Annotated in this window: 19 protein-coding genes and 1 tRNA gene; 17 read left to right on the top strand and 3 right to left on the bottom strand. The window is 68.1% G+C overall.

From position 1 onward, the window contains the following. Positions 1–38 precede the first annotated feature (38 nt). Positions 39–2,750, top strand: a complete 2,712-nt coding sequence (locus ACW7G3_RS11590; protein ID WP_456982891.1) for a bifunctional acetate--CoA ligase family protein/GNAT family N-acetyltransferase — start codon at positions 39–41, stop codon at positions 2,748–2,750. A gap of 48 nt (positions 2,751–2,798) precedes the next feature. Here ACW7G3_RS11590 and ACW7G3_RS11585 read toward each other — a convergent pair whose 3' ends face one another. Then, positions 2,799–3,416, bottom strand: coding sequence for a trimeric intracellular cation channel family protein (locus ACW7G3_RS11585; protein WP_456982889.1), 618 nt, complete (start codon positions 3,414–3,416; stop codon positions 2,799–2,801). A 235-nt stretch (positions 3,417–3,651) separates the two neighbouring features. Here ACW7G3_RS11585 and lexA point away from each other — a divergent pair, with 235 nt between their 5' ends. The 5 genes from lexA to ACW7G3_RS11560 all read left to right on the top strand — a co-directional run bounded on the left by lexA (position 3,652) and on the right by ACW7G3_RS11560 (position 10,236). After that, a complete protein-coding gene (gene lexA, locus ACW7G3_RS11580; RefSeq protein ID WP_456982887.1) occupies positions 3,652–4,272 on the top strand; it encodes a transcriptional repressor LexA in 621 nt (206 codons plus the stop codon). A gap of 1 nt (position 4,273) precedes the next feature. Then, positions 4,274–4,951 (top strand): translesion DNA synthesis-associated protein ImuA, encoded by a 678-nt coding sequence (gene imuA, locus ACW7G3_RS11575; RefSeq protein ID WP_456982886.1) that lies wholly within the window; start codon positions 4,274–4,276, stop codon positions 4,949–4,951. A gap of 3 nt (positions 4,952–4,954) precedes the next feature. Beyond that, positions 4,955–6,367, top strand: coding sequence for a Y-family DNA polymerase (locus ACW7G3_RS11570; protein ID WP_456982884.1), 1,413 nt, complete (start codon positions 4,955–4,957; stop codon positions 6,365–6,367). After that, on the top strand, positions 6,343–9,471 hold the full coding sequence (locus tag ACW7G3_RS11565) for an error-prone DNA polymerase (RefSeq protein WP_456982883.1): 3,129 nt from the start codon (positions 6,343–6,345) through the stop codon (positions 9,469–9,471). The genes ACW7G3_RS11570 and ACW7G3_RS11565 overlap by 25 nt, the downstream gene beginning before the upstream one ends. A 294-nt stretch (positions 9,472–9,765) precedes the next feature. Further along, a complete protein-coding gene (locus ACW7G3_RS11560; protein ID WP_456982935.1) occupies positions 9,766–10,236 on the top strand; it encodes a DUF421 domain-containing protein in 471 nt (156 codons plus the stop codon). On the opposite strand, the gene ACW7G3_RS11555 is transcribed toward ACW7G3_RS11560, so the two are convergent. Next, entirely contained in the window at positions 10,237–10,734 is a 498-nt protein-coding gene (locus ACW7G3_RS11555) for a YciE/YciF ferroxidase family protein (protein ID WP_456972940.1), read from the bottom strand. Between the two features lie 99 nt (positions 10,735–10,833). On the opposite strand from ACW7G3_RS11555, the gene ACW7G3_RS11550 reads away from it, so the two are divergent. From ACW7G3_RS11550 to ACW7G3_RS11515, 8 genes are all read left to right on the top strand, one after another. Beyond that, positions 10,834–12,267, top strand: coding sequence for an efflux RND transporter periplasmic adaptor subunit (locus ACW7G3_RS11550; protein WP_456982881.1), 1,434 nt, complete (start codon positions 10,834–10,836; stop codon positions 12,265–12,267). Between the two features lie 3 nt (positions 12,268–12,270). Beyond that, on the top strand, positions 12,271–13,470 hold the full coding sequence (locus ACW7G3_RS11545; RefSeq protein ID WP_456982880.1) for an ABC transporter permease: 1,200 nt from the start codon (positions 12,271–12,273) through the stop codon (positions 13,468–13,470). Then, complete coding sequence (locus ACW7G3_RS11540; protein WP_456982879.1) at positions 13,463–14,170, top strand: ABC transporter ATP-binding protein; 708 nt, start codon at positions 13,463–13,465, stop codon at positions 14,168–14,170. Before ACW7G3_RS11545 ends, ACW7G3_RS11540 begins: the two co-directional genes overlap by 8 nt. Before the next feature lie 94 nt (positions 14,171–14,264). After that, positions 14,265–14,390: a hypothetical protein gene (locus ACW7G3_RS11535; RefSeq protein ID WP_456982877.1), complete on the top strand. Its 126-nt coding sequence runs from the start codon at positions 14,265–14,267 to the stop codon at positions 14,388–14,390. Positions 14,391–14,400: 10 nt separating this feature from the next. Then, positions 14,401–15,243, top strand: coding sequence for a c-type cytochrome (locus ACW7G3_RS11530; protein ID WP_456972950.1), 843 nt, complete (start codon positions 14,401–14,403; stop codon positions 15,241–15,243). Between the two features lie 39 nt (positions 15,244–15,282). Further along, a complete protein-coding gene (locus ACW7G3_RS11525; RefSeq protein WP_456972952.1) occupies positions 15,283–16,650 on the top strand; it encodes a cbb3-type cytochrome c oxidase subunit I in 1,368 nt (455 codons plus the stop codon). Between the two features lie 15 nt (positions 16,651–16,665). Beyond that, complete coding sequence (locus tag ACW7G3_RS11520; RefSeq protein ID WP_456982875.1) at positions 16,666–17,454, top strand: AAA family ATPase; 789 nt, start codon at positions 16,666–16,668, stop codon at positions 17,452–17,454. Between the two features lie 12 nt (positions 17,455–17,466). Then, the gene (locus tag ACW7G3_RS11515) at positions 17,467–19,491 is read left to right on the top strand and encodes a nitric oxide reductase activation protein NorD (RefSeq protein ID WP_456982873.1); all 2,025 of its coding nucleotides are present in this window, start codon (positions 17,467–17,469) and stop codon (positions 19,489–19,491) included. 86 nt (positions 19,492–19,577) lie between these two features. Here the strand turns inward: ACW7G3_RS11515 and ACW7G3_RS11510 are convergent. Beyond that, positions 19,578–19,654: transfer RNA gene (locus ACW7G3_RS11510), tRNA-Met, on the bottom strand. Positions 19,655–19,793: 139 nt separating this feature from the next. On the opposite strand from ACW7G3_RS11510, the gene ACW7G3_RS11505 reads away from it, so the two are divergent. The 3 genes from ACW7G3_RS11505 to bfr all read left to right on the top strand — a co-directional run bounded on the left by ACW7G3_RS11505 (position 19,794) and on the right by bfr (position 21,287). Beyond that, positions 19,794–20,396, top strand: coding sequence for an RNA pyrophosphohydrolase (locus ACW7G3_RS11505; protein WP_456982872.1), 603 nt, complete (start codon positions 19,794–19,796; stop codon positions 20,394–20,396). A gap of 19 nt (positions 20,397–20,415) precedes the next feature. Next, on the top strand, positions 20,416–20,703 hold the full coding sequence (locus ACW7G3_RS11500) for a (2Fe-2S)-binding protein (protein ID WP_456982870.1): 288 nt from the start codon (positions 20,416–20,418) through the stop codon (positions 20,701–20,703). Between the two features lie 113 nt (positions 20,704–20,816). Further along, positions 20,817–21,287 carry a bacterioferritin gene (gene bfr / locus ACW7G3_RS11495; RefSeq protein WP_456982868.1) on the top strand — a complete coding sequence of 157 codons (471 nt, stop codon included), beginning with the start codon at positions 20,817–20,819 and terminating at the stop codon, positions 21,285–21,287.

Below are 21,287 nucleotides of genomic sequence, written 5' to 3'. Positions count from 1 at the left end.
GGTAGTAAGGTGGCGGTCCCTCCTGCATTCGGTCTTCCGTGAGCACCTATTCCCTCGACGCCGTCTTCCGCCCACGGTCAATCGCGCTGGTGGGTGCCAGCCCGCGGGAACGCTCGCTGGGCCGGCTGGTGCTGCGGCAGCTGCTGGAGGGCGGTTTCGCCGGCCCGGTGGGCGTGGTCAATGCCCGCTATCCGGAGGTCGAAGGCGTCCGCACGGTAAAGCGCATGCCCGAACTGGGCTTCAAGCCCGACCTGGTGGTGATCGCCGTGCCGCCAAGGGCGGTGGCAAAGGTGGCCGGGGTGGCGGCTGACTGTGGCGCCCGTGCGGTGGTGGTGCTGACCCGCGGCATGGGTTCGGGACCGGAGTCTTACAACGCCGCGCTGGAAGCGGTGGCCCGCCCGCGCGGGCTGCGCATCGTGGGCCCCAACTGCCTGGGCGTGGTGGCGCCGCACTCGAAGCTGTTCGCCAGTTTCGCCGCGCAACCCCCCAAGGCTGGCGACTTGGCCCTGGTCTCCCAGTCGGGTGCCGTCGCCGCAGCCGTGCTGGAGTGGGCACATACCCGCTCGATCGGGTTCTCGGCGGCGATCTCGCTGGGCGATGCCATTGATGTCGATTTCGCCGACATGCTCGACTGGTTCGCCACCGACTACCGCACCCGCGCGATCCTGCTCTACATCGAACACGTGCGCGATGCGCGCAAATTCCTCTCCGCCGCCCGCGCGGCTGCCCGCGCCAAGCCCGTGGTGGTGGTCAAATCCGGTCGCCATGCGCCCCGGGCCAGCGCCGCACAGACCCATGCCGCCGCCCTTGCCCTGCCGGACCACGTGTATGACAGCGCCTTCCGCCGCGCGGGCGTGCTGCGGGTGCATGCGCTGGACGAACTGTTTGCCGCTGCCGAGACGCTCTCGCACCTGGTGAGCCTGCCGGGCGACCGGATGGCGGTACTGACCAACGGCGTGGGCACCGGCATGCTGGCCCTGGACCGGCTGGTGGACGCGGGTGGCCGACCGGCGGAATTGTCAGGGCAGACGGTGGAAACCCTCGACGGGCTGCTGCAGCGCGGCTGGTCGCGGACCAATCCCGTTGATGTGCTGGGCGATGCGGATGGCGAGCGCTATGCGCAGGCCATGGAAGCGTTGCTGCATGACGACGGCGCCGATGCGGTGCTCGCCATCCACGTGCCCACGGTGCTCTCGCAACCGCAGGAGACCGCCCGGGCGGTGGCCGACACGTTGCGGGCGTACCCGGCCAAGGCGCGGCGCAAGCCGACGCTGGCGGTATGGATGGGCGCAGACGGCGAGGCCGAAAGTATCCTGGGCGCGGCGGGGGTGCCTACCTACGCCACCGAGGCCGAGGCGGTGCGTGGCTTCATGTATCTGGCCCGGCACCGCCAGGCGCAGGCCGCGCTGCGCGAAACCCCGCCCAGCCTGCCCGACGACTTCACCGTCGACCTCGCCGCCGCCCAGGCGCTGGTGCAGCGGGTGCTGGAGGCCGGCCGGACCTGGCTGGATCCGATGGAGGTGGCCGAGCTGTTCGCGGCCTATGACATTCCTTATGCGCCCAGCGTGTTGGCCACGGATCCCGAGGCGGCTGCACAGGCTGCCGGAGCGCTGCTGGCGGCTGGCTCAGCAGTGGCGGTGAAGGTGCTCTCAGCGGATATTCCGCACAAGTCCGATGTGGATGGCGTGCGCCTGAACCTGGTCAGTGTCGAAGGCGTGCGCGAGGCCGCCACGGCGATTCTGCAGCGGGCCGCCGAACTGCGACCGGATGCCAGCATTGAAGGTTTGAGCGTGCAGCCGATGATCGTGCGGCCCAAGGCGCGCGAGCTGATTGCCGGCATCGCCGACGACCCGGTGTTCGGTCCGGTAGTGGTGTTCGGGCGCGGCGGGGTGGCCGTGGAAATGATCGACGACAAGGCGCTGGCGCTGCCGCCGCTGGACCTGCGCCTGGCCCACGAGATGATCGGCCGCACCCGGGTGTCGCGCATCCTCAAGTCCTACCGCGATGTGCCCGCCGCGGATGAGCGCGCGGTGGCGCTGGTGCTGGTCAAGCTGGCCCAGCTGGCGGCCGACCTGCCGGAAGTGCTGGAGGTGGATATCAATCCGCTGCTGGCCGATCGTGACGGCGTGGTTGCGGTGGATGCGCGGGTGTCGGTTGCGCCCTCACGCAGGCTGCACCGGGGCCGCGGCCATCCGCGTTTCGCGGTTCTGCCCTATCCGCGGGAATGGGAACGCAACATCACCTTGGCCAATGGCAAGCAGGCCTTCGTGCGGCCCGTGCGGCCGGAGGACGAAGCGATGTTCCGCAGGTTCTTTGAAAAGGTCACGGCCGATGACCTGCGCCTGCGATTCTTCCAGGCGGTGCGCGATTTCAGCCACGAGTTCATCGCCCGCCTGACCCAGCTGGACTACGCGCGGCAGATGGCGCTGGCGGCGATCAATCCGGAGACCGGCGAAATGCTGGGCGCGGTGCGACTGGTATCAGATGCCAATTACGACCGGGGCGAGTACGGGATCATGGTTCGCTCCGACCTGAAGGGTGCGGGCCTGGGCTGGCAGCTGATGCAGATCATGGTCGAGCTGGCCGACTGGCTTGGTCTGGATGTGATCGAAGGCCAGGTGCTGCGCGAGAACACCACCATGCTCTCGATGTGCCGACACCTGGGCTTTAACGTGACCGCCGACCCCGACGACATGACCGTCATGGTCGTCACGCTCCCGGTAAAAAACGGAAAGGCTTCCTCCCCGTAGGAGCGCGCCATGCGCGCGAAGCCGCGTGACTTCAGCGTGCCCCGTACTTCAGTCCCCGCGGCCCCTCGCGACCGGCAGCCGCCACCCCCGCCGCACTGCCAGCCAGCGCAGGGTGAAGCACAGCGTCGCGCCTGCGACCGCGACCGGTGCATGGGGCAGGTCGAGTTCGTGGCCAATGACCATCACCACCGAAGCCGCCAGCGCCGCCAGCGCGTACAGCTCGTAGCGCAGGACAGTAGGCACCTGCGCCACCAGCACATCGCGCACGATGCCGCCGCCGATGCCAGACAGGATCCCCATCATCACCGCGCCCACCGGCCCGATTCCCGCGTGCAGGGCCTTGTCCGAGCCAATCACCGCGAACAGGGCCAGGCCGATGGCGTCGGTGAGCTGCACCGGGTTGCGCATCCGTTCCACCTGTCCGTGGCGAAAGAAGGTGAGCAGGCCGGCGGCGAGGGAAATGGCCAGGTAGCGCCAGTCGGCCACGGCCACGGGGGTCACGCCCAGCACGATGTCGCGGGTCATGCCGCCGGCGGTAGCGGCGGCAAAGGAAAGCACCAGCACGCCGAACAGGTCCAGGCGGTGACGCACGGCCACCAGACCGCCGCTGATGGCGAAGGCGAAGGTGCCGATGAAATCGAGCAGGGTGACGAAGGCGAGGGTCATTGCGGGAGAGGCTGGAGCTGAGTAGAGGTGCCTATCCAGTAGACCCTGCCCGCGTTCAGGATGGAAGCGCGGGCGGGTCTGCGTGGCGGCCCTTGGCGGGACACGCCGTAAATCCATCCATGGAGGCTTGGCGGCGCCGTCCATGGCGCCGACAGTCCCGCCAAGGGCCACCCCGCAGACCCCTCGGCACCCGTCCGAAGTGCGGAGAGGACAAATTCCCGCAGTTAGAGTACAAATGTACTCCATGAGCCCAGCCCTGAGTCCCCGCCGCGCCGCCATCCTCTCGTTCATCCGTGATCGGGTGGCCAACCATGGCCAGCCGCCTACGCTGGCCGAGATTGCCGAAGCCAGTGGATTGGCCTCGCGCGGGGCGGCGCGCAAGCATGTGCTGGCGCTGGCCGAAGCGGGATTGGTGGAGTTTGCGCCGGGCAAGGCGCGTGGGGTGAGACCGGCGGGGATGCGGGCGCGGGCCGACTTGCTGCGGGTGCCGGTGCTGGGCCGGGTGGCGGCGGGTGCGCCGATCGGGGCCGATGCGGGACTGGTGGACACGCTGAGCCTGGATGCGCGGCTGTTTTCCTCCGTGCCCGATTACCTGCTGCGGGTGCAGGGCGATTCGATGATCGACGACGGCATCCACGATGGCGACCTGGTGGGGGTGAAGCGCAGCGCCGATGCCCGCGACGGGCAGACGGTGGTGGCGCGGCTGGACGGGGAGCTGACCATCAAGCGGCTGTCACGTGCGGCCGATGCGCTGCGGCTGCTGCCGCGCAATCCCGCCTATGCGCCGATCGTAGTCGAGCCGGGCCAGGACTTCGCCGTTGAAGGCGTGTTCTGCGGGCTGGTGCGGCGGGGCTGACATGGGCGCGGTGATAGCCATTGATGCGCTGGTCGAGCAACGCCGGATCTGGAAGGGCCGGCCGCCCCCGCGCCCGGCCGAAGGCCAACCCACGGGCCATGCGGCGCTGGATGCGGTGTTGCCCGCGGGCGGCTGGCCGGAGGGGGCGTTGAGCGAGATCCTGGTTCCGGCTGACGGGGTGGGCGAGCTGCAGCTGCTGTGGCCGGTGCTGGCGCGGCTGAGCCGGGCGGGAGAACGGATGGTGCTGGTGGCGCCGCCGTACGTGCCGTTTGCTCCGGCCTGGCAGGCGGCGGGCGTGGACCTGCGCCAGATGGAAGTGGTGGAGGCCGCCACGGAGCGCGATGCGCTGTGGGCCACCGAGCAGTGCCTGCGATCAGGCAGCTGCGGTGCGGTGTTGTGCTGGCCGCTGAAGGCCGATGACCGTGCGCTGCGCCGGCTGCAGGTGGCAGCCGAGGCCGGTCGCACCCTGGGCCTGGCGACCCGCCCGCTGGTGGCGGCGCGCAATCCTTCCCCGGCGGCGCTGCGGATCGCGATCGATGCGCGCCCGTCGCAGCTGCGGGTGCTCAAGTGCCGCGGCGGGCTGGCACCGCCGCAGCCCATTCCATTCGGTGCTGCTCCATCCGGTGCCGCGCCTGCTAACGCCGGGGCTGCGATCCGCTGGATCGGGCGCCAGGGCTGAGCCATGCGCTGGGCCTGCATCCTGTTGCCGCGGCTGGCGCTGGACGGCGTGCTGCGACGTTGTGCCAATCCGGAGGCGCCGTTGGCGCTGGTATCCGGCGCGCGCCAGCGGCGGGTGCTGCATGCGGTCAATCCCGCCGCACGGGCACTGGGTCTGCGCCGTGGCATGGCGCTGACCGGGGCGCAGGCGCTGGCCCACGGGCTGGCGACCCGCGATCACGATCCGGATGAAGAGGCGCGCTGGCACCGCTTCCTGGCCGCATGGGCCTATCGCTTCAGTTCGCAGGTCAGCCCCCGCTGGCCACATGCGCTGCTGGTGGAGATCCAGGGCAGCCTGGGGCTGTTTGGCCCGTGGCCGCGGTTTGAGGCCAGGCTGCGGGAGGAACTGACGCAGCTCGGCTTTGCGCATCGGATCGTGGCGGCGCCGAATCCGGTCGCGGCGCGGGCGCTGGTCAATGTCCACGATGGACTGGCGGTAGGGGCCGGGGCGCCGCTGCGGCGCGTGCTGGGCCAGCTCCCCGTGGAGCGCGCCGACTTTGCTCCCGAGGCGGCGGCCGCGTTCGCGCGCATGGGGCTGCGCAGCCTGCGCGAAGTGATGGCCCTGCCGCGCGATGCCATCGTCCGCAGGTTTCCGGCCCGGGTACTGCAGCACCTGGATGAACTGACGGGTGAGCGTGAGGTGGTACTGGACTGGTACCGGCCGCCGGACCGTTTCGACATGCGCATCGAGCTGGGTCACGAGACGGCATCCTCGCAGGCGCTGCTGTTTCCGCTGCGGCGGCTGACCTCGGACCTGGCCGCGTACCTGGCCGGGCGCGATGGCGGGGTGCAGCGCTTCAACCTGCTGCTTGAGCACGACGGGCGCGCCGATACGAAGGTGCCGGTGGGCCTGCTGGCGCCCGAACGTGAGGAGGCGATGCTGTTTGAACTCGCCCGCGGGCGGCTGGAGCAGGCGCGGGTGCCGGCCGCGGTGCGTGCGCTGGCGTTGGTGGCCGACGAGCTGCCCGCATTCGTGCCCGCGCACCGCGAACTGTTCGATGAGCGCCCACAGCAGGCGATGGCCTGGGAGCAGCTGCGCGAACGGCTGCGCGCGCGCTTGGGCGAGGACGCGGTGCATGGGCTGGGCGTGCACGCCGACCACCGGCCGGAAAAAGCCTGGCTTCCCGAATCCGGAAGCGCTGCTGCCCCCTCCCTGCAGGCGCCACGGCCGGGCTGGCTGCTGCCGCATCCGATCCCGCTGCGCGGCACACCTCCGCGGGAGCTGGAAGGCGGCGAGCGCATCGAAACCGGCTGGTGGGATGGTGGTGACGTACGCCGCGACTACCGCATTGCACACTTGTCCACCGGGCAGAAGGCCTGGGTGTACCAGCCGGTGCGCGGCGAGGGCGGCTGGTGGCTGCACGGCTGGTTCGCATGAGCGTGGACTACGCCGAGCTGCACTGCCTGTCCAACTTCAGCTTCCAGCGCGGGGCCTCCAGCGCCGCTGAGCTGTTCGAGCGGGCCAAGCGACATGGCTACCAGGCGCTGGCGATCACCGATGAGTGCACGCTGGCCGGGATCGTGCGCGCCTGGCAGGCGGCGAAGAAGGCCGGGCTGGCGCTGGTGGTGGGCAGCGAGATGCGCGTGGAAGACGGACCGAAATTGGTGCTGCTGGTCGAGGACCTGACCGGCTACCAGGCGCTGTGCCGGATCATCACTGCCGCCCGGCGGCGCGCGTCCAAGGGTGAATACCGGCTGTTGCGCGAGGACTTCGGGGCAGGCGTCGACGGGCTGCTGGCGCTGTGGGTCCCGGAGATTGAAGCGGCCGCGACGGACAAGGCCGGTGACACCATCTCCGGAGAGTGCGCGAACTGGCTGAAGCGGCTGTTCCCCCAGCGGCTTTGGATCGCGGTGGAGCTGCACCGCGGCGCCGGCGATGCGACCAGGCTGGCCCGGCTGCAGACGCTGGGCGAACACCACGACATTCCGCTGGTGGCCGCGGGTGATGTGCACATGCATGCGCGCGGACGACGCGCGCTGCAGGACGTGATGACCGCGATCCGTCACCGCACCACCGTGGCCGAAGCCGGCTGGAGGCTGTTTCCCAATGGCGAGCGCCACCTGCGACCGCTGCCGGCGTTGAGGGAGCTGTATCCACCGGAGCTGCTGGAAGAAAGCGTGCACATCGCCCGCCGCTGCCGCTTCGACCTGGGCGAGCTGCGCTACCGGTATCCGCATGAGCTGGTGCCGCAGGGCCATACCCCGGCTTCGTGGCTGCGTGCGCTGACGGAGGAAGGCGCGCGCTGGCGCTGGCCGGACGACGTGCCGGGCAAGGCGCGGGCGCTGGTGGAAAAGGAGCTGGCGCTGATCACCGAGCTCGGCTACGAAAGTTACTTCCTCACCGTGCACGACATCGTTCGCTTTGCCCGCAGCCGCGACATCCTCTGCCAGGGGCGCGGTTCGGCTGCCAATTCGGTGGTCTGCTACGCGCTGGGCATCACCGCGATCGACCCGGACCGGATCGGCATGCTGTTCGAGCGCTTCATCTCGCGCGAACGCAACGAGCCGCCGGATATCGACGTCGATTTCGAGCACGAGCGGCGCGAGGAAGTCATCCAGTACGTGTTCGGGCGCTATGGCCGCCACCGCGCCGCGCTCACCGCGGTGGCCAGCAGCTACCGCGGCGCGGGTGCGGTGCGCGACGTGGCGCGGGTGCTGGGCATGCCGCCCGACCAGATCGATGCGCTGGCGGGCTGCATTGGCCACTGGAGCGATGCGCTGCCCGCGCCCGAGCGTCTGCGCGAACACGGTTTTGATCCGGACAGTCCGCTGCTGCACCGGATCCTGGTGCTGGCCGGCGAGCTGATCGGTTTCCCCCGCCACCTGTCCCAGCATCCGGGCGGTTTCGTGATCAGCGAACAGCCGTTGCATGAGCTGGTGCCGGTGGAAAACGCCAGCATGGAGGGGCGCACCGTGGTGCAGTGGGACAAGGACGACCTGGATGCGCTCGGCCTGCTCAAGGTCGACATCCTGGCGCTGGGCATGCTCACCGCGCTGCGCCGCTGCTTTGACTTGGTGAAAGAGCACTACAGCCACGCATGGGACCTTGCGGGCATCCCCGGCAGCGACGACGACACCTGGGAGATGATCGGCCGCGCCGACACCATCGGCACCTTCCAGATCGAATCGCGGGCGCAGATGGCGATGCTGCCGCGGCTGCGGCCGAGGCGGTTCTACGACCTGGTGATCCAGGTGGCGATCGTGCGGCCGGGACCGATCCAGGGCGACATGGTCCACCCTTACCTGCGCCGGCGCAGCGGCGAGGAGCCGGTGACCTATCCCTCGCCGGAGCTGGAAAAGGTGTTCAAACGCACCCTCGGCGTGCCCCTGTTCCAGGAACAGGTGATGGAGTTGGCGGTGGTGGCCGCCGGCTACTCGCCGGGCCAGGCCGACGACCTGCGCCGCTCGATGGCCGCATGGAAGCGCCACGGCGGGCTGGAGCATCATCGCGACAAGCTGACCGCGGGCATGCTGGAGCGCGGCTACTCCGCCGAGTTCGCCGCCCGCATCTTCGAACAGATCAAGGGCTTTGGCAGTTACGGATTCCCCGAATCGCACGCTGCCAGTTTTGCCCTGCTCACCTGGGCCAGCTGCTGGCTCAAGCGGAAGTATCCGGTCGCCTTCGCCTGCGCCCTGGTCAACAGCCAGCCCATGGGCTTCTACAGCGCCGACCAGATCCTGCAGGACCTGCGCCGGCACGGCGGGCAGGTGCGGCCGGTGGACGTGCGCTGGAGCGATTGGGACTCAACGCTGGAGCCGGATGGCAAGAATGGGTTTGCCCTGCGCATGGGGCTGCGGATGGTGCGCGGATTCCGGCAAGAGGACGCGCACAGGATTGAACAGGTGCGCGTGTCCCGGCCGTTCGACGATGTGGAAGACCTGTGCGAGCGGGCGGCGCTGGCAGCGCGTGCACGCGAGCTGCTGGCCGATTCCGGCGCCTTGCGCGGACTGGCCGGCCACCGGCATCGCGCGCGCTGGGCGGTGGCCGGGGTGGAAGAGCGCCGCCCGCTGCTGGATGCCGCCACGCAGCCGCGCGAACAGCAGGTGGCGCTGCCGCTGCCCACCGCCGGCCAGGACCTGTTTGCCGACTACGCCACCGTCGGCACCACCCTGGGCCGGCATCCGATGGCGCTGCTGCGGGCGCAGCTTCGTGAGCGGTGGTGCCGCAGTTCGCGTGAGCTGGCGGACATTCCCCATGGGCGCAACATCCGCGCTGCCGGCATTGTGGTGGGACGACAGCGCCCGCAAACCGCGAGCGGGGTCACCTTCGTCACCCTGGAAGACGAGCACGGCATGATCAACGTGGTGGTCTGGCGACAGCTGGCCGAGCGCCAGCGGCGTCCGTTCCTGGAGGCGCAGCTGCTGATGGTGGAGGGGAAGCTGGAGGCCGAAAACGGCGTGCGGCACCTGGTGGCCCATCGCCTGTATGACCTCACGCCGCTGCTCGGCAAGCTCGATGTGCGCAGCCGCGATTTCCACTGATCCAATAGCACCCCATCCCTCGTAGGAGCGCGCCACGCGCGCTCCTGCCGATCGGTGGAAATATCACCGGGGTTTCACTGGGGATGGCGGAGCTTGGCTTTCACTTCCCAGGTGTTTTCCGATGGCTACAGAGAAAGGGCAGTCCCTCCCGCGCCCCAAATCAAAAAACGCCGCGCGCAGCAACAGCGGCCCCGCCGATGCCGCGGGTGCTGGAGGAGGAAGTGGTGCCGGAAGTCACCGAGTCGCCGACCGCTGCGGTGGCGCGGGCTGTTAGGAGGAAACATGGAAGACCTGCTGGAAAGCCTGTTCTCGATGAGCGTGCCCTGGTACGAATTTCTTGTCCGGGCCATTGCCGTCTATGTGGCGGTGCTGGTGTTGGTGCGCATCGTGGGCAAGCGCACGGTGGGCCAGTACACCCCGTTCGACCTGGTCGTGGTGGTCCTGCTCGGCACCGCCGTGCAGAACTCGCTCATCAGCGACGATACGTCGCTCGTGGGCGGCCTGATTCTGGCGGCCACGCTGCTGGGCCTGAACTGGCTGGTGGGCTTCATCAGCGCGCGATGGAAGCTGTTCGACAGTGTGGTGGAGGGGCAACCAGTGGTGCTCGTACGGCACGGCAAGGTTTTTGATGACGAGCTTCGCCGTCAGTCGCTGACCCTGAGTGATCTGGAGATCGCAATGCGTGAAGCCGGCTGCCAGGACATATCGGAAGTGGATCTGGCAATGCTGGAGACATCGGGTGACATCAGCGTCGTGAAGTGCTGATCATGCGGCCTTGGCGGCGCGCTGATTGCCGCCACCTTCGGCCAGCATGGTGAGCTTTTCGTCGGTCGCCTTTTCTTCATCCAGTGAGGCTTTCAGCAGGGGCAGGGCATCCTTGTAGCCGAGCTGCTTGGCCATCGCGCACAGGGTGCCGTAGGCGGCAATCTCGTAATGCTCGACCTTCTGCGCGCCGCCGATCAGCGCGGCGTCACGCACCGGGCCTTCTTCGATCTTCTCGATGGTGTCCTTGCTTTCTTCCACCAGGCCCTCCATCGCCTCGCACTTGATGCGCTTCAGCTTGAACCCCAGCGTCTGCGCCACTTCCTCGATGCGCTCGATCTGCACCAGGGTTTCCTCCAGGTGGGCCTCGAAAGCGGCTGCGAGCTGCTCGTTCTCGACCGCTTTTGCCAGCTTCGGAAGCGCCTTGGACATCTGCTTCTCGGCGCTGTAGGTGTCGGACAGGTCGTGGATGAAAAGTTCTTCCATTGTCTTGATGGGCATGGTGGGGCTCCGGGGGTTGGGGGTGGTTGATCATTGGGCCGGACGCGTGGAGCCGGCGCGAAAAGATGCTGAACGCGAGCCGTGGGCACGAAAATGCCCATGAAGCATCCATCCTTTCGATTCGCGGCTGCTCCACGCATCACAAAAATGGAGTCGATCGGCAAGCTCACCCTGGGCCTGTCGCGGAGCAATGAGGGTCCTCCCGACGATGCGCGGGTGGCCGGGTTGGCCGCGTCGTTGGCGCGGAGCTGCGGTTCCAGCCAATATGCCGCTTCTCCAAGTGGCCATGGGAAGCTGATGCGCGCGCCGAAAAAGTGGACCATTGCAGTGGTCGCAGTGCTGGCGCTGGTGCTGGTTGCCTGGGGCATTGTGGCGTTGCGCGGCCCGGTGCTGCCCGGCTACGAAGTGCAGGCGGGACCGATGGTCCAGAACGTGGTGGCCACCGGCCGGGTGGCCTCGCCCTCGCGCGTCGAGGTAGGCGCCGAGATCGCCGGGCTGGTGCTTGAGCGCAGGGTGATGGACGGCGACCGCGTGGCGCCGGGCGATGTGCTGGTGACCCTGCGCGCCCGTGATCTTGAAGCGCGCCGCGATGAGGCGCGCGCGGCGCTGGCCGCGCTGCGCGAGGATGACCGGCCCGACGCCGAAGCGCGTCTGCGCCAGGCCAGCGCCGACCTGGCCCAGGCCGAGCGTGCCCATGCGCGCCGGCGCGAGCTGGCCGAACGTCAGCTGGTAGCCCGCGAGAGCGTGGAGGAGGCAGCGCAGGTGGAAGTGGCCGCCCGCGCTGCCGCCGAACAGGCGCGCCTTGCCCTTCAATCACTGGCCGGAGGGGCCCGCGAAGCACAGCTGCGCGAACGCCTGCAGGCGGCCGAAGCCGAGCTTTCGCGCGCTGAAATCCGCGCCACTGCCCCTGGCGTGGTGCTGACCCGGCTGGTGGAGCCGGGCGACACCGTGGTGCCGGGCGACGTGCTGCTGGAGATCGCCGTCGATGCACCGGGTGAAATCCTGCTGCCGCTGGACGAGAAAAACCTGTCGATGCTGGCCGTGGGCCAGCCCGCCATCTGTATTGCCGACGCGTTTCCGGGCCGCCCGTTCCGGGCCACCGTGCATCACATCGCGCCGGGTATCGATCCCGCACGCGGCACGGTGGATGTACGCCTGCGGCTGGATCCGGCGGCCGACTTCGTACGCCAGGACATGACGGTCACCGCCACCATCCTCACCGGCAGCCGCGACCAGGCGCTGGCAGTGCCAAACGACGCGCTGATCGGCGCCGACCCCGGCTCCGACCGTGCATCGGTGCTGGTGCTGCGCGGCGGTCGCCTGCAGCGCACGCAAGTGCAGCTGGGCCTGCGCGGGCTGGCGATGAGCGAGGTGGTGGAAGGTCTGCAGGAAGGCGATCGCGTAGTGGCCGCCAGCGCCATCGGCCAGGCGGCGCTGCCGGAGGATGGCAGCCGCGCCCGTATCAGCATCGAACCCCTGCCGGAGCCGGGCAGCAGCGCCACCCGCGGTGAACTGCCCGTCCGGTTCGACTGAGCCATGTGGATCGAGACCACCATCGCCATGCGTTTCCTGCGCCAGGGCCGGGCGCAGACGCTGCTGATCCTGTTCGGCATCGCGGTTGGCGTGGCGGTGATCGTGTTTGTCACCGCGCTGATCGCGGGGCTGCAGGACAACATCATCGAGCGCACCCTGGGCACCCAGTCGCACATACGGGTGGAAGCACCACGGGAAGTGAACCGGGTTGCCCCGGCCGCGGCTGGCACGCTGCAGCTGGTGCTGGAGGATCCGCGCCCGCAGGCGCTGCGGCCCATCGACAACTGGCTGCAGGTGGTTGAGGTGCTGGATCGCCTGCCGGGCGTGACTGCGGTGTCCCCGGTGGTGTCCGGGCCCGCGTTCGGCCGCCGCGGTGAGGCACTGGAATCCGTGGCCCTGGTCGGCGTTGACCTGGACCGCTACCTGCAGGTGATCCCGCTGCATGAAAGCATGGTGGAAGGGCGGCTTGAGGTCGGTTCTGGCAATGCCGTGATCGGCAAGAAACTGGCCGAGGATCTTGGCCTGCGCCTGGGCGGAAAACTGCGCCTCCAGGCAGGGGACGGTGGCGATGTGGTGGTCAACGTGGCCGGCATCTTCGAACTGGGCGTGCGCGAACTGGATGCGCGCTACGTGTACGTGGACCTGAAACAGGCGCAGTCGCTGCTGGGCCTGCCTGGCGGCGTGACCGTGATCGACATGACCGTCCAGAACCTCTTCGCCGCCGACAGCATGGCTGGCCGGGTGGACGGGCTCACCGGACTGCAGGCCGAGAGCTGGATGGAAACCAACGCCCAGCTGATGAACGCGCTTCGCTCGCAAAGCATGTCCACGCGCATGATCAGCTTCTTTGTAGCGATCTCGGTGGCGCTGGGCATCGCCAGCGTGCTGGCGGTGAGCGTGGCCCAGCGAACCCGCGAGATCGGCATCCTGCGCGCCATGGGCACCCGGCGGGCGCAGATGCTGCGCGTGTTCCTGGTGCAGGGTGCGGTGCTGGGCATGGCGGGTTCGGCCATCGGTGCGCTGTCCGGATTTGGCCTCGTCTGGGCTTTCAACAACCTCGGCCCGGGGCTGTTCGATGTGCCCCTGCCGCCGATGCTGGTGCCTGCGGCGATGGCGCTGGCCACCGTCGCAGGCGTAGCGGCCGCGATGGTGCCTGCGTCGCGCGCATCGCGACTTGATCCGGTGGAGGCGATCCGTGGCTGAAGCCGCCGAAGTGCTGCGCCTGGAGGGGCTGCGCAAGTCCTACAACATCGGCCGGCCCAACGAGGTCGAGGTGCTGCATGGCATCGACATGCGCCTGGACAGCGCCGACTTCGCCGCGCTGGTCGGTCCCTCGGGATCGGGCAAAAGCACGTTGCTCAACCTGATCGGCCTGCTCGACTCCCCGACCGATGGCGAACTTTATCTGCAGGGCCAGCCCACCCGCCAGATGGATGACGAGGCGCGCACCGCCCTGCGTGGGCGGCATATCGGCTTCGTGTTCCAGTTCCATCATCTGATCAGTGCATTCACCGCGCTGGAAAACGTGCTGATGCCGTGGATGGTGGCCAACGGCCGTCCCGATCGAGAGGTGACCGACATCGCCCGCGGACTGCTGGCCGACGTAGGCTTGGAGAAATATCTCGACCGCAAGCCGGACCAGCTGTCCGGCGGCCAGCAGCAGCGCGTGGCCATCGCCCGCGCACTGGTCACCAGGCCCTCGCTGCTGCTGGCCGACGAGCCCACCGGCAACCTGGACACGAAGACCGCGGCCGACGTGTTCGAGCTGCTGCGCCGATTCAACCAGCAGTTCGGCTGCGCGGTGCTGGTGGTCACCCACGATCCGCGCCTTTCGGACACCTGTGACCGCACGTTCACCCTGGTCGACGGGAACATCGTCTCCGACGAAATCCACGCCCAGTAGGATCGCGCCACGCGCACGAAAACGTTGCATCGCACAATGCACATCGGGCCAACCAGTGTCACAGTGGACCCCGCACAGGTCGGGGAGCAGTCGAATGAACGCGACAAACCTGGTGTCAATCGTCAGCTGGGTGGGAAGGGTTGTACTGCTGCTGATGGTGGTGGCTGCGGTGTACGCCGGCTATACGGCAATTTCCTACTGGCCCGAGATCCGCGTCTGAGGAAGGACCCATGAACAAGCGGCAGTCCCGAATCTTCGCCATCGTGGGGACGGCCCTGGCCGCCCTTGCCTTCGTTGGCCTGACCATTCACAGCCACATGCGCTTTGGCGAGCTCACCAATGCGCAGGACATCACGCCGGAGGTCACCCACGGCAAGGACGTCTGGCACAAGTACAACTGCATCAACTGTCACACCCTGTTTGGTGAAGGCGCCTACTACGCCCCCGACCTGACCAAGATCGCGCAGCACCGCGGCGAGGCCTACCTCAAGGCCTACATGCGTGATCCGTCCCAGTTCTACGACGAGCAGCGCCATCGGCGCCTGATGCCGACGCAGGACCTCAGCGAGGTCGAGATCGCGAACCTGGTCAAGTTCCTGGACTGGGTGTCGAAGGTCGACAACCAGGGCTGGCCACCGCGTCCGATCCTGGTGTCCGGAGGCTCGGTCGTCGTGGCCGCGCAGGGCACGGCCGAGGGCGCGGCCGAGGCGCAGGAAGTCAGGCCCGTGCGCGCGGACAGCGACCCGCGCGCGATCGGCGAAAACCTGTTCGGCACCGCGGTGCCGGTCTGCACGGCCTGCCATTCGCTGCAGCCGGGCGTCCAGCTCGCCGGTCCGTCGATGGCCGGCATGGCGGAGCGCGCGGCGCAGACGCTGGCATCGCCGGACTACAGCGGCAGCGCGACCGACGTCGAGGGCTACATTCGCGAATCGATCGTGGCGCCCAGCGCGCACCTGGTGCCCGGCGCGATGTTCTCGGCGGAAGGCACGTCCTTCATGCCCAACACCTATCCGGACACCCTGACCGAAGAACAGATCGAGCAGCTCGTGGCCTTCCTTGGATCGATGAAATAAGACTGGCGGGCGTCCTGCGCCGGCACCGGGAGATCTTCCATGCGTTACAAGTCCCAATCGGTGGCTTACTGGTACTTCGCCGTGGCCATGGTGCTGTTCGGGCTGCAGATCGTGTTCGGCCTGCTGTCTGCAACCAAGTACCTGGGGCCGGACCCGCTGCTCTACATCCTCCCGTTCGACGTCACCAAGACTATCCACACCAATCTGTTGATCGTCTGGGTGCTCACCGGTTTCATGGGCGCCACCTACTGGCTGGTGCCGGATGAATCGCGCACCGAGCTGTACAGCGTGAAGCTTGCCTACTGGCAGCTCGCCCTGTGGACGCTGATGGGCGTGACCGCGGTCATCGGCTACCTGTTCCGCTACGGCACCGGCAACAAGCTGCTCGAGCAACCGCTGCCGCACAAGATCGTGATCGTCATCTGCATGGTGATGTTCCTCTACAACATCGGCATGACGATCAAGAAGGCGCGGCGGCTGACCACGACGGAGGGGGTGCTGCTGCTGGGCCTGGGGCTTTCGGCGGTGCTCTACATCCCGGCGCTGCTGTACTACGAGAACTACACCGTCTCGATCTTCTACCGCTGGTGGACCATCCACCTGTGGGTCGAGGGCGTGTGGATGATGATCATGGCCGGCTTCCTTGCCTACCTGCTCATCCGCCTGTCGGGCATCGACCGCGAGGTGATGGAGAAGTGGCTGTACGTGATCGTGGGCCTGGTGTTCATCGCCGGCATCCTCGGCACCGCGCACCACTACTACTGGGTGGGCGTACCGCAGATCTGGCTGCCGGTCGGCGGCTTCTTCAGCGCGCTGGAGCCGCTGGCCTTGGCGGCCATGGCGATCTACGCCTACGCGGCGATGCGGCGCGGCGGGGTAAAGCATCCCAACACGCTGGCCCTGCATTGGACCATCGGCAGCGCTATCTTCGCGCTGTTCGGCGCCGGGCTGCTCGGCCTGGCTCATACCTGGCCTTCGGTAAACAAGTGGACCCATGGCACGCTGATCACCGCGATGCACGCGCACTCGGCGTTCTACGGTGCCTACGCGATGATCATCATGGCGATGATCACCTACGCGCTGCCGGGCCTGACCAACCGGCCGCAGGACAGGTATTCGCCGCTGGGCTACTGGGCGTTCTGGCTGCAGGTGGCGGGCATGTTCGGGATGACGCTGTCGTTCGGGACCGCGGGCATCGCCCAGGTGTACCTGGAGCGGATCATGGGCATGGGTTACCTCGATGCCCAGCTCAAGATCCAGGTGCACTTCCTGATGCTGATCCTGACCGCGACGGTGTTCGCCACAGGCGTTGGCATGTTCATCTTCGACTTCTTCAGGTACCGGCCGCATTTCGTGGTGATCGACGATGCTGTCGAAGACCGGCCTGTTGTGCTGGGGGATGGCTGATCGGTGGATGAGCGCATGAGGCCGGAGACGGCCGAACCGTACTACCTGCCCACCGGCAACGAGGTCGAGATCGTGCAGCAGTGCCACGCCGGTGGCCTGGCGGTGATGCTCAAGGGCCCCACGGGCTGCGGCAAGACCCGGTTGGTGGAGCACATGGCGTGGCGGCTGGGGCGGCCGCTGATCACCGTTGCGTGCCATGACGACCTGACCGCCAGCGACCTGATCGGGCGGTTCCTGATCCGCCACGACGAGACGGTTTGGCAGGACGGACCGCTGACCCGGGCCGTGCGCGAAGGCGCGATCTGCTATCTGGATGAAGTGGTCGAAGCGCGCCAGGACACCATCGTGGTGCTGCATCCGCTGACGGACTACCGGCGCATCCTGCCGATCGACCGCACCGGCGAGACCCTGGAGGCCGCGCCGGGCTTCCAGCTGATCATTTCCTACAACCCCGGCTACCAGCGCATGCTCAAGGACCTCAAGCCGAGCACGCGCCAGCGCTTCGTCGCCATCGACCTCGACTTCCCGGAGCCGCCGGCGGAAGCGGCGATCGTCGCTGCCGAAAGCAGCGTGGACAACGGCACCGCGGTGGCGCTGGTCGAGCTGGCCGGACGGCTGCGCTCACTGCGCGACCGCGGTCTGGCCGAGGTGCCGAGTACGCGGCTGCTGATCGCCGCCGGTCGCCTGGTGGCCAGCGGCATCGGGGTTCGCGAAGCATGCAACGCAGCGGTGGTCTCGCCGCTGAGCGACGACCCGACCCTGCTCGGCGCGATGCGCGAACTGGTCGACGCGATGTTCCCGTAGGCGGATGCCGACGTGTCTGAACCCGAAGACTTCGTTGTTGATGTGGCGCGCAGCGCGACGGTCTTCATCCGCGACACCTGGCGTCGTCATTACCCGCACGATCCCGACCAACCCATAGCGCTCGCTTCGCTGGCCCGGCGCCTGGACCTGCTGCTTTCGGCCGCCTGCGGGTCCAGCCTGCCGATGCGGGTGGCGCTGCCGCCGGCACGCCCAACCATGCTGCACCGGCTGTTCCATCCCGCCGCCTATCCGCGCCACCGGCAGACGATCCCGGCTGCCAGCGCCGACACGATCTGGTTGCCGACGCACCTGGATACGTGCGATGCGGTCGAGGCGTCCGAGCTGTACCGCGCCATGGCATTGCAGCAGGCCTTCAGGACGCTGCGCGGAAGCTCGCAGGCGATCCTTGCCCAGCCCCGGCCGCTGCTCCGCGACACTGCGCTGGTGCTGGAGGCGCAGGCCGTGGAAGCAGAGGTGGTGCACCGGTTCCCGGGCCTGTTGACCCCGCTGCGGCGGCTGCGGCGGCTGGCCCTGGCGGCGCGGCCGGCGCTGGATGAACTGGCGCCCGCAAGACAGCCGCTGGAGCGGTTGGTGCGCGGCATCCTGGAGGCCGAGCTGCAGCCGGCCCGTGATCTCCCCGGCCCGGTTGAAGCGTCGATCGCCCGGGCCAGGGAGCTGCTGCAGGAGTGGACCATTGACCTGGCCCAATGCCGCCGGCTCGGACCGATGCCGCTGTATCGCGACTGGTGGACCGGTGAACTGCGTGAGGCCAGCGCGGGCAAGGCGAGCGTCGTGGACGGCAAGCCGTTCGATCACGGGCAGGCGCCGGAGGACGTGCGCAGCGCCCGGATGGAGCGGCGGCCCGAGCAGCGGGAAGCGACGCAAGACGAGGACAAGCCGGGCGATCCCGGCGCGTGGATGATCCAGCAGGACGCGCCGCATGAGATCGCCGAGGATCCGTTCGGCCTGCAGCGTCCGGTCGACCGCGACGATGAAACCAGCCCCGACGAGTACGGCGACATGCTCTCCGAGCTGGCATCCACCCGGATGGTCGCCGCGCCCGACCCGCCGCGTGAAGTGCTCCTGTCGGACGATCCGCCCGACAGCCGCTCGGTGTTCGAGTTCAAGGACCGGGACGAAGCGGGCACCCGATTTCTCTATCCGGAGTGGAACCACGCCGACGCGTCCTACATCGAAGACGCCACCACGGTGCGGATGCTGTCGCCGGCAGAAGGCGATCCGGGCTGGGTCGACGCCACCCTGGCCCGTCACAGCTCCCACCTGGACGGGATCCGCCGCCAGTTCGAGGCCCTGCGGCCCGAACGCGTCCGCCTGCGCCGGCAGGCCGAAGGCGAGGACATCGACATCGATGCCTGCGTGGAGGGCCGCGCCGACCTGCGCGCCGGCGGTTTCCTGCGCGAGGGCCTGTACGAGGCGCGTCGCCCCGGCCGGCGAAGCATCGCCGTCTCGCTGCTGGTCGACGCCAGCGGCTCCACCGACGGCTTCATCGGCGACGGCCGCCGGGTGATCGACGTCGAGCGCGAGGCGCTGCTGCTGGTCTGCGTGGCCCTGCAGGGGCTGGGGGAACCGTTCTCGGTCAACGCCTTCTCCGGCGAAGGCCCGCACGGCGTGTCAATGCGCATGCTCAAGGCGTTCGATGAGCCGTACGGGCAGGAGGTCGCGCTGCGCATCGCCGGCCTGGAGCCGGAGCACTACACCCGCGCCGGCGCCGCCATCCGCCACGCCAGCGCGATGCTGATGCGCCAGCCCGCCGAACACCGGCTGCTGCTGATGCTGTCGGACGGCAAGCCCAACGACGCGGACCGCTACGACGGTCGGTTCGGCGTCGAAGACATGCGCCAATCGGTCACCGAAGCGCGCCTGCAGGGCATCTTTCCGTTCTGCCTGACCGTGGACCTGCAGGCGCCAGGCTACCTGCCGAAGGTGTTCGGACCGGACAGCTACGCGGTGCTCTCGGCCCCGGAGCGGCTGCCGCTGGTGCTGCTGGACTGGACGCGGAGGTTGCTGGCGCGGTGAAAAGCTGCCGCGACACGGGAAAGTCGGCGCTGGATCCGGCAACAAAAAACCCCATGAAATTCATGGGGTTTGATGCGAAATCCGGATGGTGGCTATGGGTGGACTCGAACCACCGACCCCAGCATTATGAGTGCTGTGCTCTAACCGGCTGAGCTACATAGCCATCGGGCCTGCGCGCAAGGGCGCGGCGAACCCTCAATTTTCCATGCTTGTGGTGCCGTAGTCAATCCGCGCAGGCGCCGCTTGTCGACGGGGCTGGGGCGTGGCAGAGTCGATGACAGTATATTTTTGGAGTCCGTGTCGTGATCGATCCGGACGGCTACCGGCCCAACGTCGGCATTGTGCTCATGCATGCCGACGGTCGGGTGTTCTGGGCCCGACGCGTGCGTCGTGACGGTTGGCAGTTCCCGCAGGGCGGGATGAACACCGACGAGACGCCGCTTGAGGCAATGTATCGCGAGCTGCGCGAGGAAACCGGGCTGCTGCCCGGCCACGTGGCCGTGCTTGGAGCTACGCCTGGCTGGCTGCGCTACCGGCTGCCGCCGCGGGCCATCCGCCGTAACGACAAGCTGGTGTGCATCGGCCAGAAGCAGGTGTGGTTCCTGCTGCAGTTCACCGGGCAGGAGGGCGATCTGCGCCTGGACCTGACCGACAAGCCCGAGTTCGACCACTGGCGCTGGGTGGATTTCTGGTACCCGATGGAGAACGTGGTCACCTTCAAGCGCGGAGTGTACGCCAGCGCCCTGCGTCACCTGGCGCCGTTTGCGCGGCAGGTGGCGGGAACCGCGGCCGTCCCGCCCAGGACGTTCGATCCGCCGCGTCGCCACGGGCTGCGTCGCAAGCGCCCGCAGGACAGGGCTCCGGCGGGTGAGCGCGCCCGAGGTCGCAAACCCGGCACGAACTGAGAACCGTTTGCGACCGTAATTGACAATCATTCTCGACTGCGGTGAAATGGAGGCCGTTTCCCAGACCGGTCTTTGCACTGTGTACGTTTGCCTTTGCCACGGGGTTACCGACAGCGAAATCCGCGATGCGGCCACGGCCGGTTGCGGGGAGATGTCGGAATTGATGATGCGTACCGGGTGCGGTTCGAGCTGCGGCTCCTGCATCGAAACCGCGAGCGGGCTGCTGGACGAGGTCCACGGTCGCGACGCGGAAGACGCACCGGAGGCGGCGCCGCTCGCGCTGCCGGTCATCGCCGAAGCCGCCTGAGCGGCTGTCAGCCCCGGCCCGCTCCCGGGTCGGAATGAGCACGATTCGCGTTCCGCCACGGGATTCTCCGGGGCGGTACAGTGGTGGCCGCAACCGCTGACGGAGGTGCCCCCATGAAAGGCGACAAGAAGGTCATCGAGTTCCTCAACAAGGTGCTCTACAACGAACTGACCGCGATCAACCAGTACTTCCTGCACGCCAAGATGCTCAAGCACTGGGGTCTGGAGCGCTGGGCGAAGCACGAGTACGAAGAGTCGATCGATGAAATGAAGCACGCCGACAAGTTGGCGGAGCGCATCCTGTTCCTGGAGGGGCTGCCCAACTTCCAGGCCCTGGGCAAGCTGAAGATCGGCGAGGGCCCGCGCGAGATCCTGGACTGCGACCTGGCCTTGGAGCTGGAGGGGATCCCGCTGCTGCGCGATGCCATCGCCTACTGTGAAGGAGTGAGTGATTACGTCAGCCGTGAGCTGTTTGTCGATATCCTCGAGGATGAGGAAGAGCACGTGGACTGGCTTGAAACCCAGCTTGACCTGATTGAGCGGGTCGGGATGGAGAATTACCTGCAGGGGCAGATGGCGGACTGA

Source organism: Luteimonas sp. A478, from assembly GCF_054052025.1.
The sequence above is the reverse complement of the archived record's forward strand: the minus strand, read 5'-3'. Positions and strand labels throughout refer to the sequence as shown.

Coding starts and splice junctions, on each gene's coding strand:
- ACW7G3_RS11545 (WP_456982880.1), top strand. CDS start 12,271: ATGTGGATCGAGACCACCATCGCCATGCGTTTCCTGCGCCAGGGCCGG.
- lexA (WP_456982887.1), top strand. CDS start 3,652: ATGTACTCCATGAGCCCAGCCCTGAGTCCCCGCCGCGCCGCCATCCTC.
- bfr (WP_456982868.1), top strand. CDS start 20,817: ATGAAAGGCGACAAGAAGGTCATCGAGTTCCTCAACAAGGTGCTCTAC.
- ACW7G3_RS11550 (WP_456982881.1), top strand. CDS start 10,834: ATGAAGCATCCATCCTTTCGATTCGCGGCTGCTCCACGCATCACAAAA.
- ACW7G3_RS11520 (WP_456982875.1), top strand. CDS start 16,666: ATGAGGCCGGAGACGGCCGAACCGTACTACCTGCCCACCGGCAACGAG.
- imuA (WP_456982886.1), top strand. CDS start 4,274: ATGGGCGCGGTGATAGCCATTGATGCGCTGGTCGAGCAACGCCGGATC.
- ACW7G3_RS11535 (WP_456982877.1), top strand. CDS start 14,265: ATGAACGCGACAAACCTGGTGTCAATCGTCAGCTGGGTGGGAAGGGTT.
- ACW7G3_RS11585 (WP_456982889.1), bottom strand. CDS start 3,416: ATGACCCTCGCCTTCGTCACCCTGCTCGATTTCATCGGCACCTTCGCC.
- ACW7G3_RS11525 (WP_456972952.1), top strand. CDS start 15,283: ATGCGTTACAAGTCCCAATCGGTGGCTTACTGGTACTTCGCCGTGGCC.
- ACW7G3_RS11530 (WP_456972950.1), top strand. CDS start 14,401: ATGAACAAGCGGCAGTCCCGAATCTTCGCCATCGTGGGGACGGCCCTG.
- ACW7G3_RS11555 (WP_456972940.1), bottom strand. CDS start 10,734: ATGCCCATCAAGACAATGGAAGAACTTTTCATCCACGACCTGTCCGAC.
- ACW7G3_RS11570 (WP_456982884.1), top strand. CDS start 4,955: ATGCGCTGGGCCTGCATCCTGTTGCCGCGGCTGGCGCTGGACGGCGTG.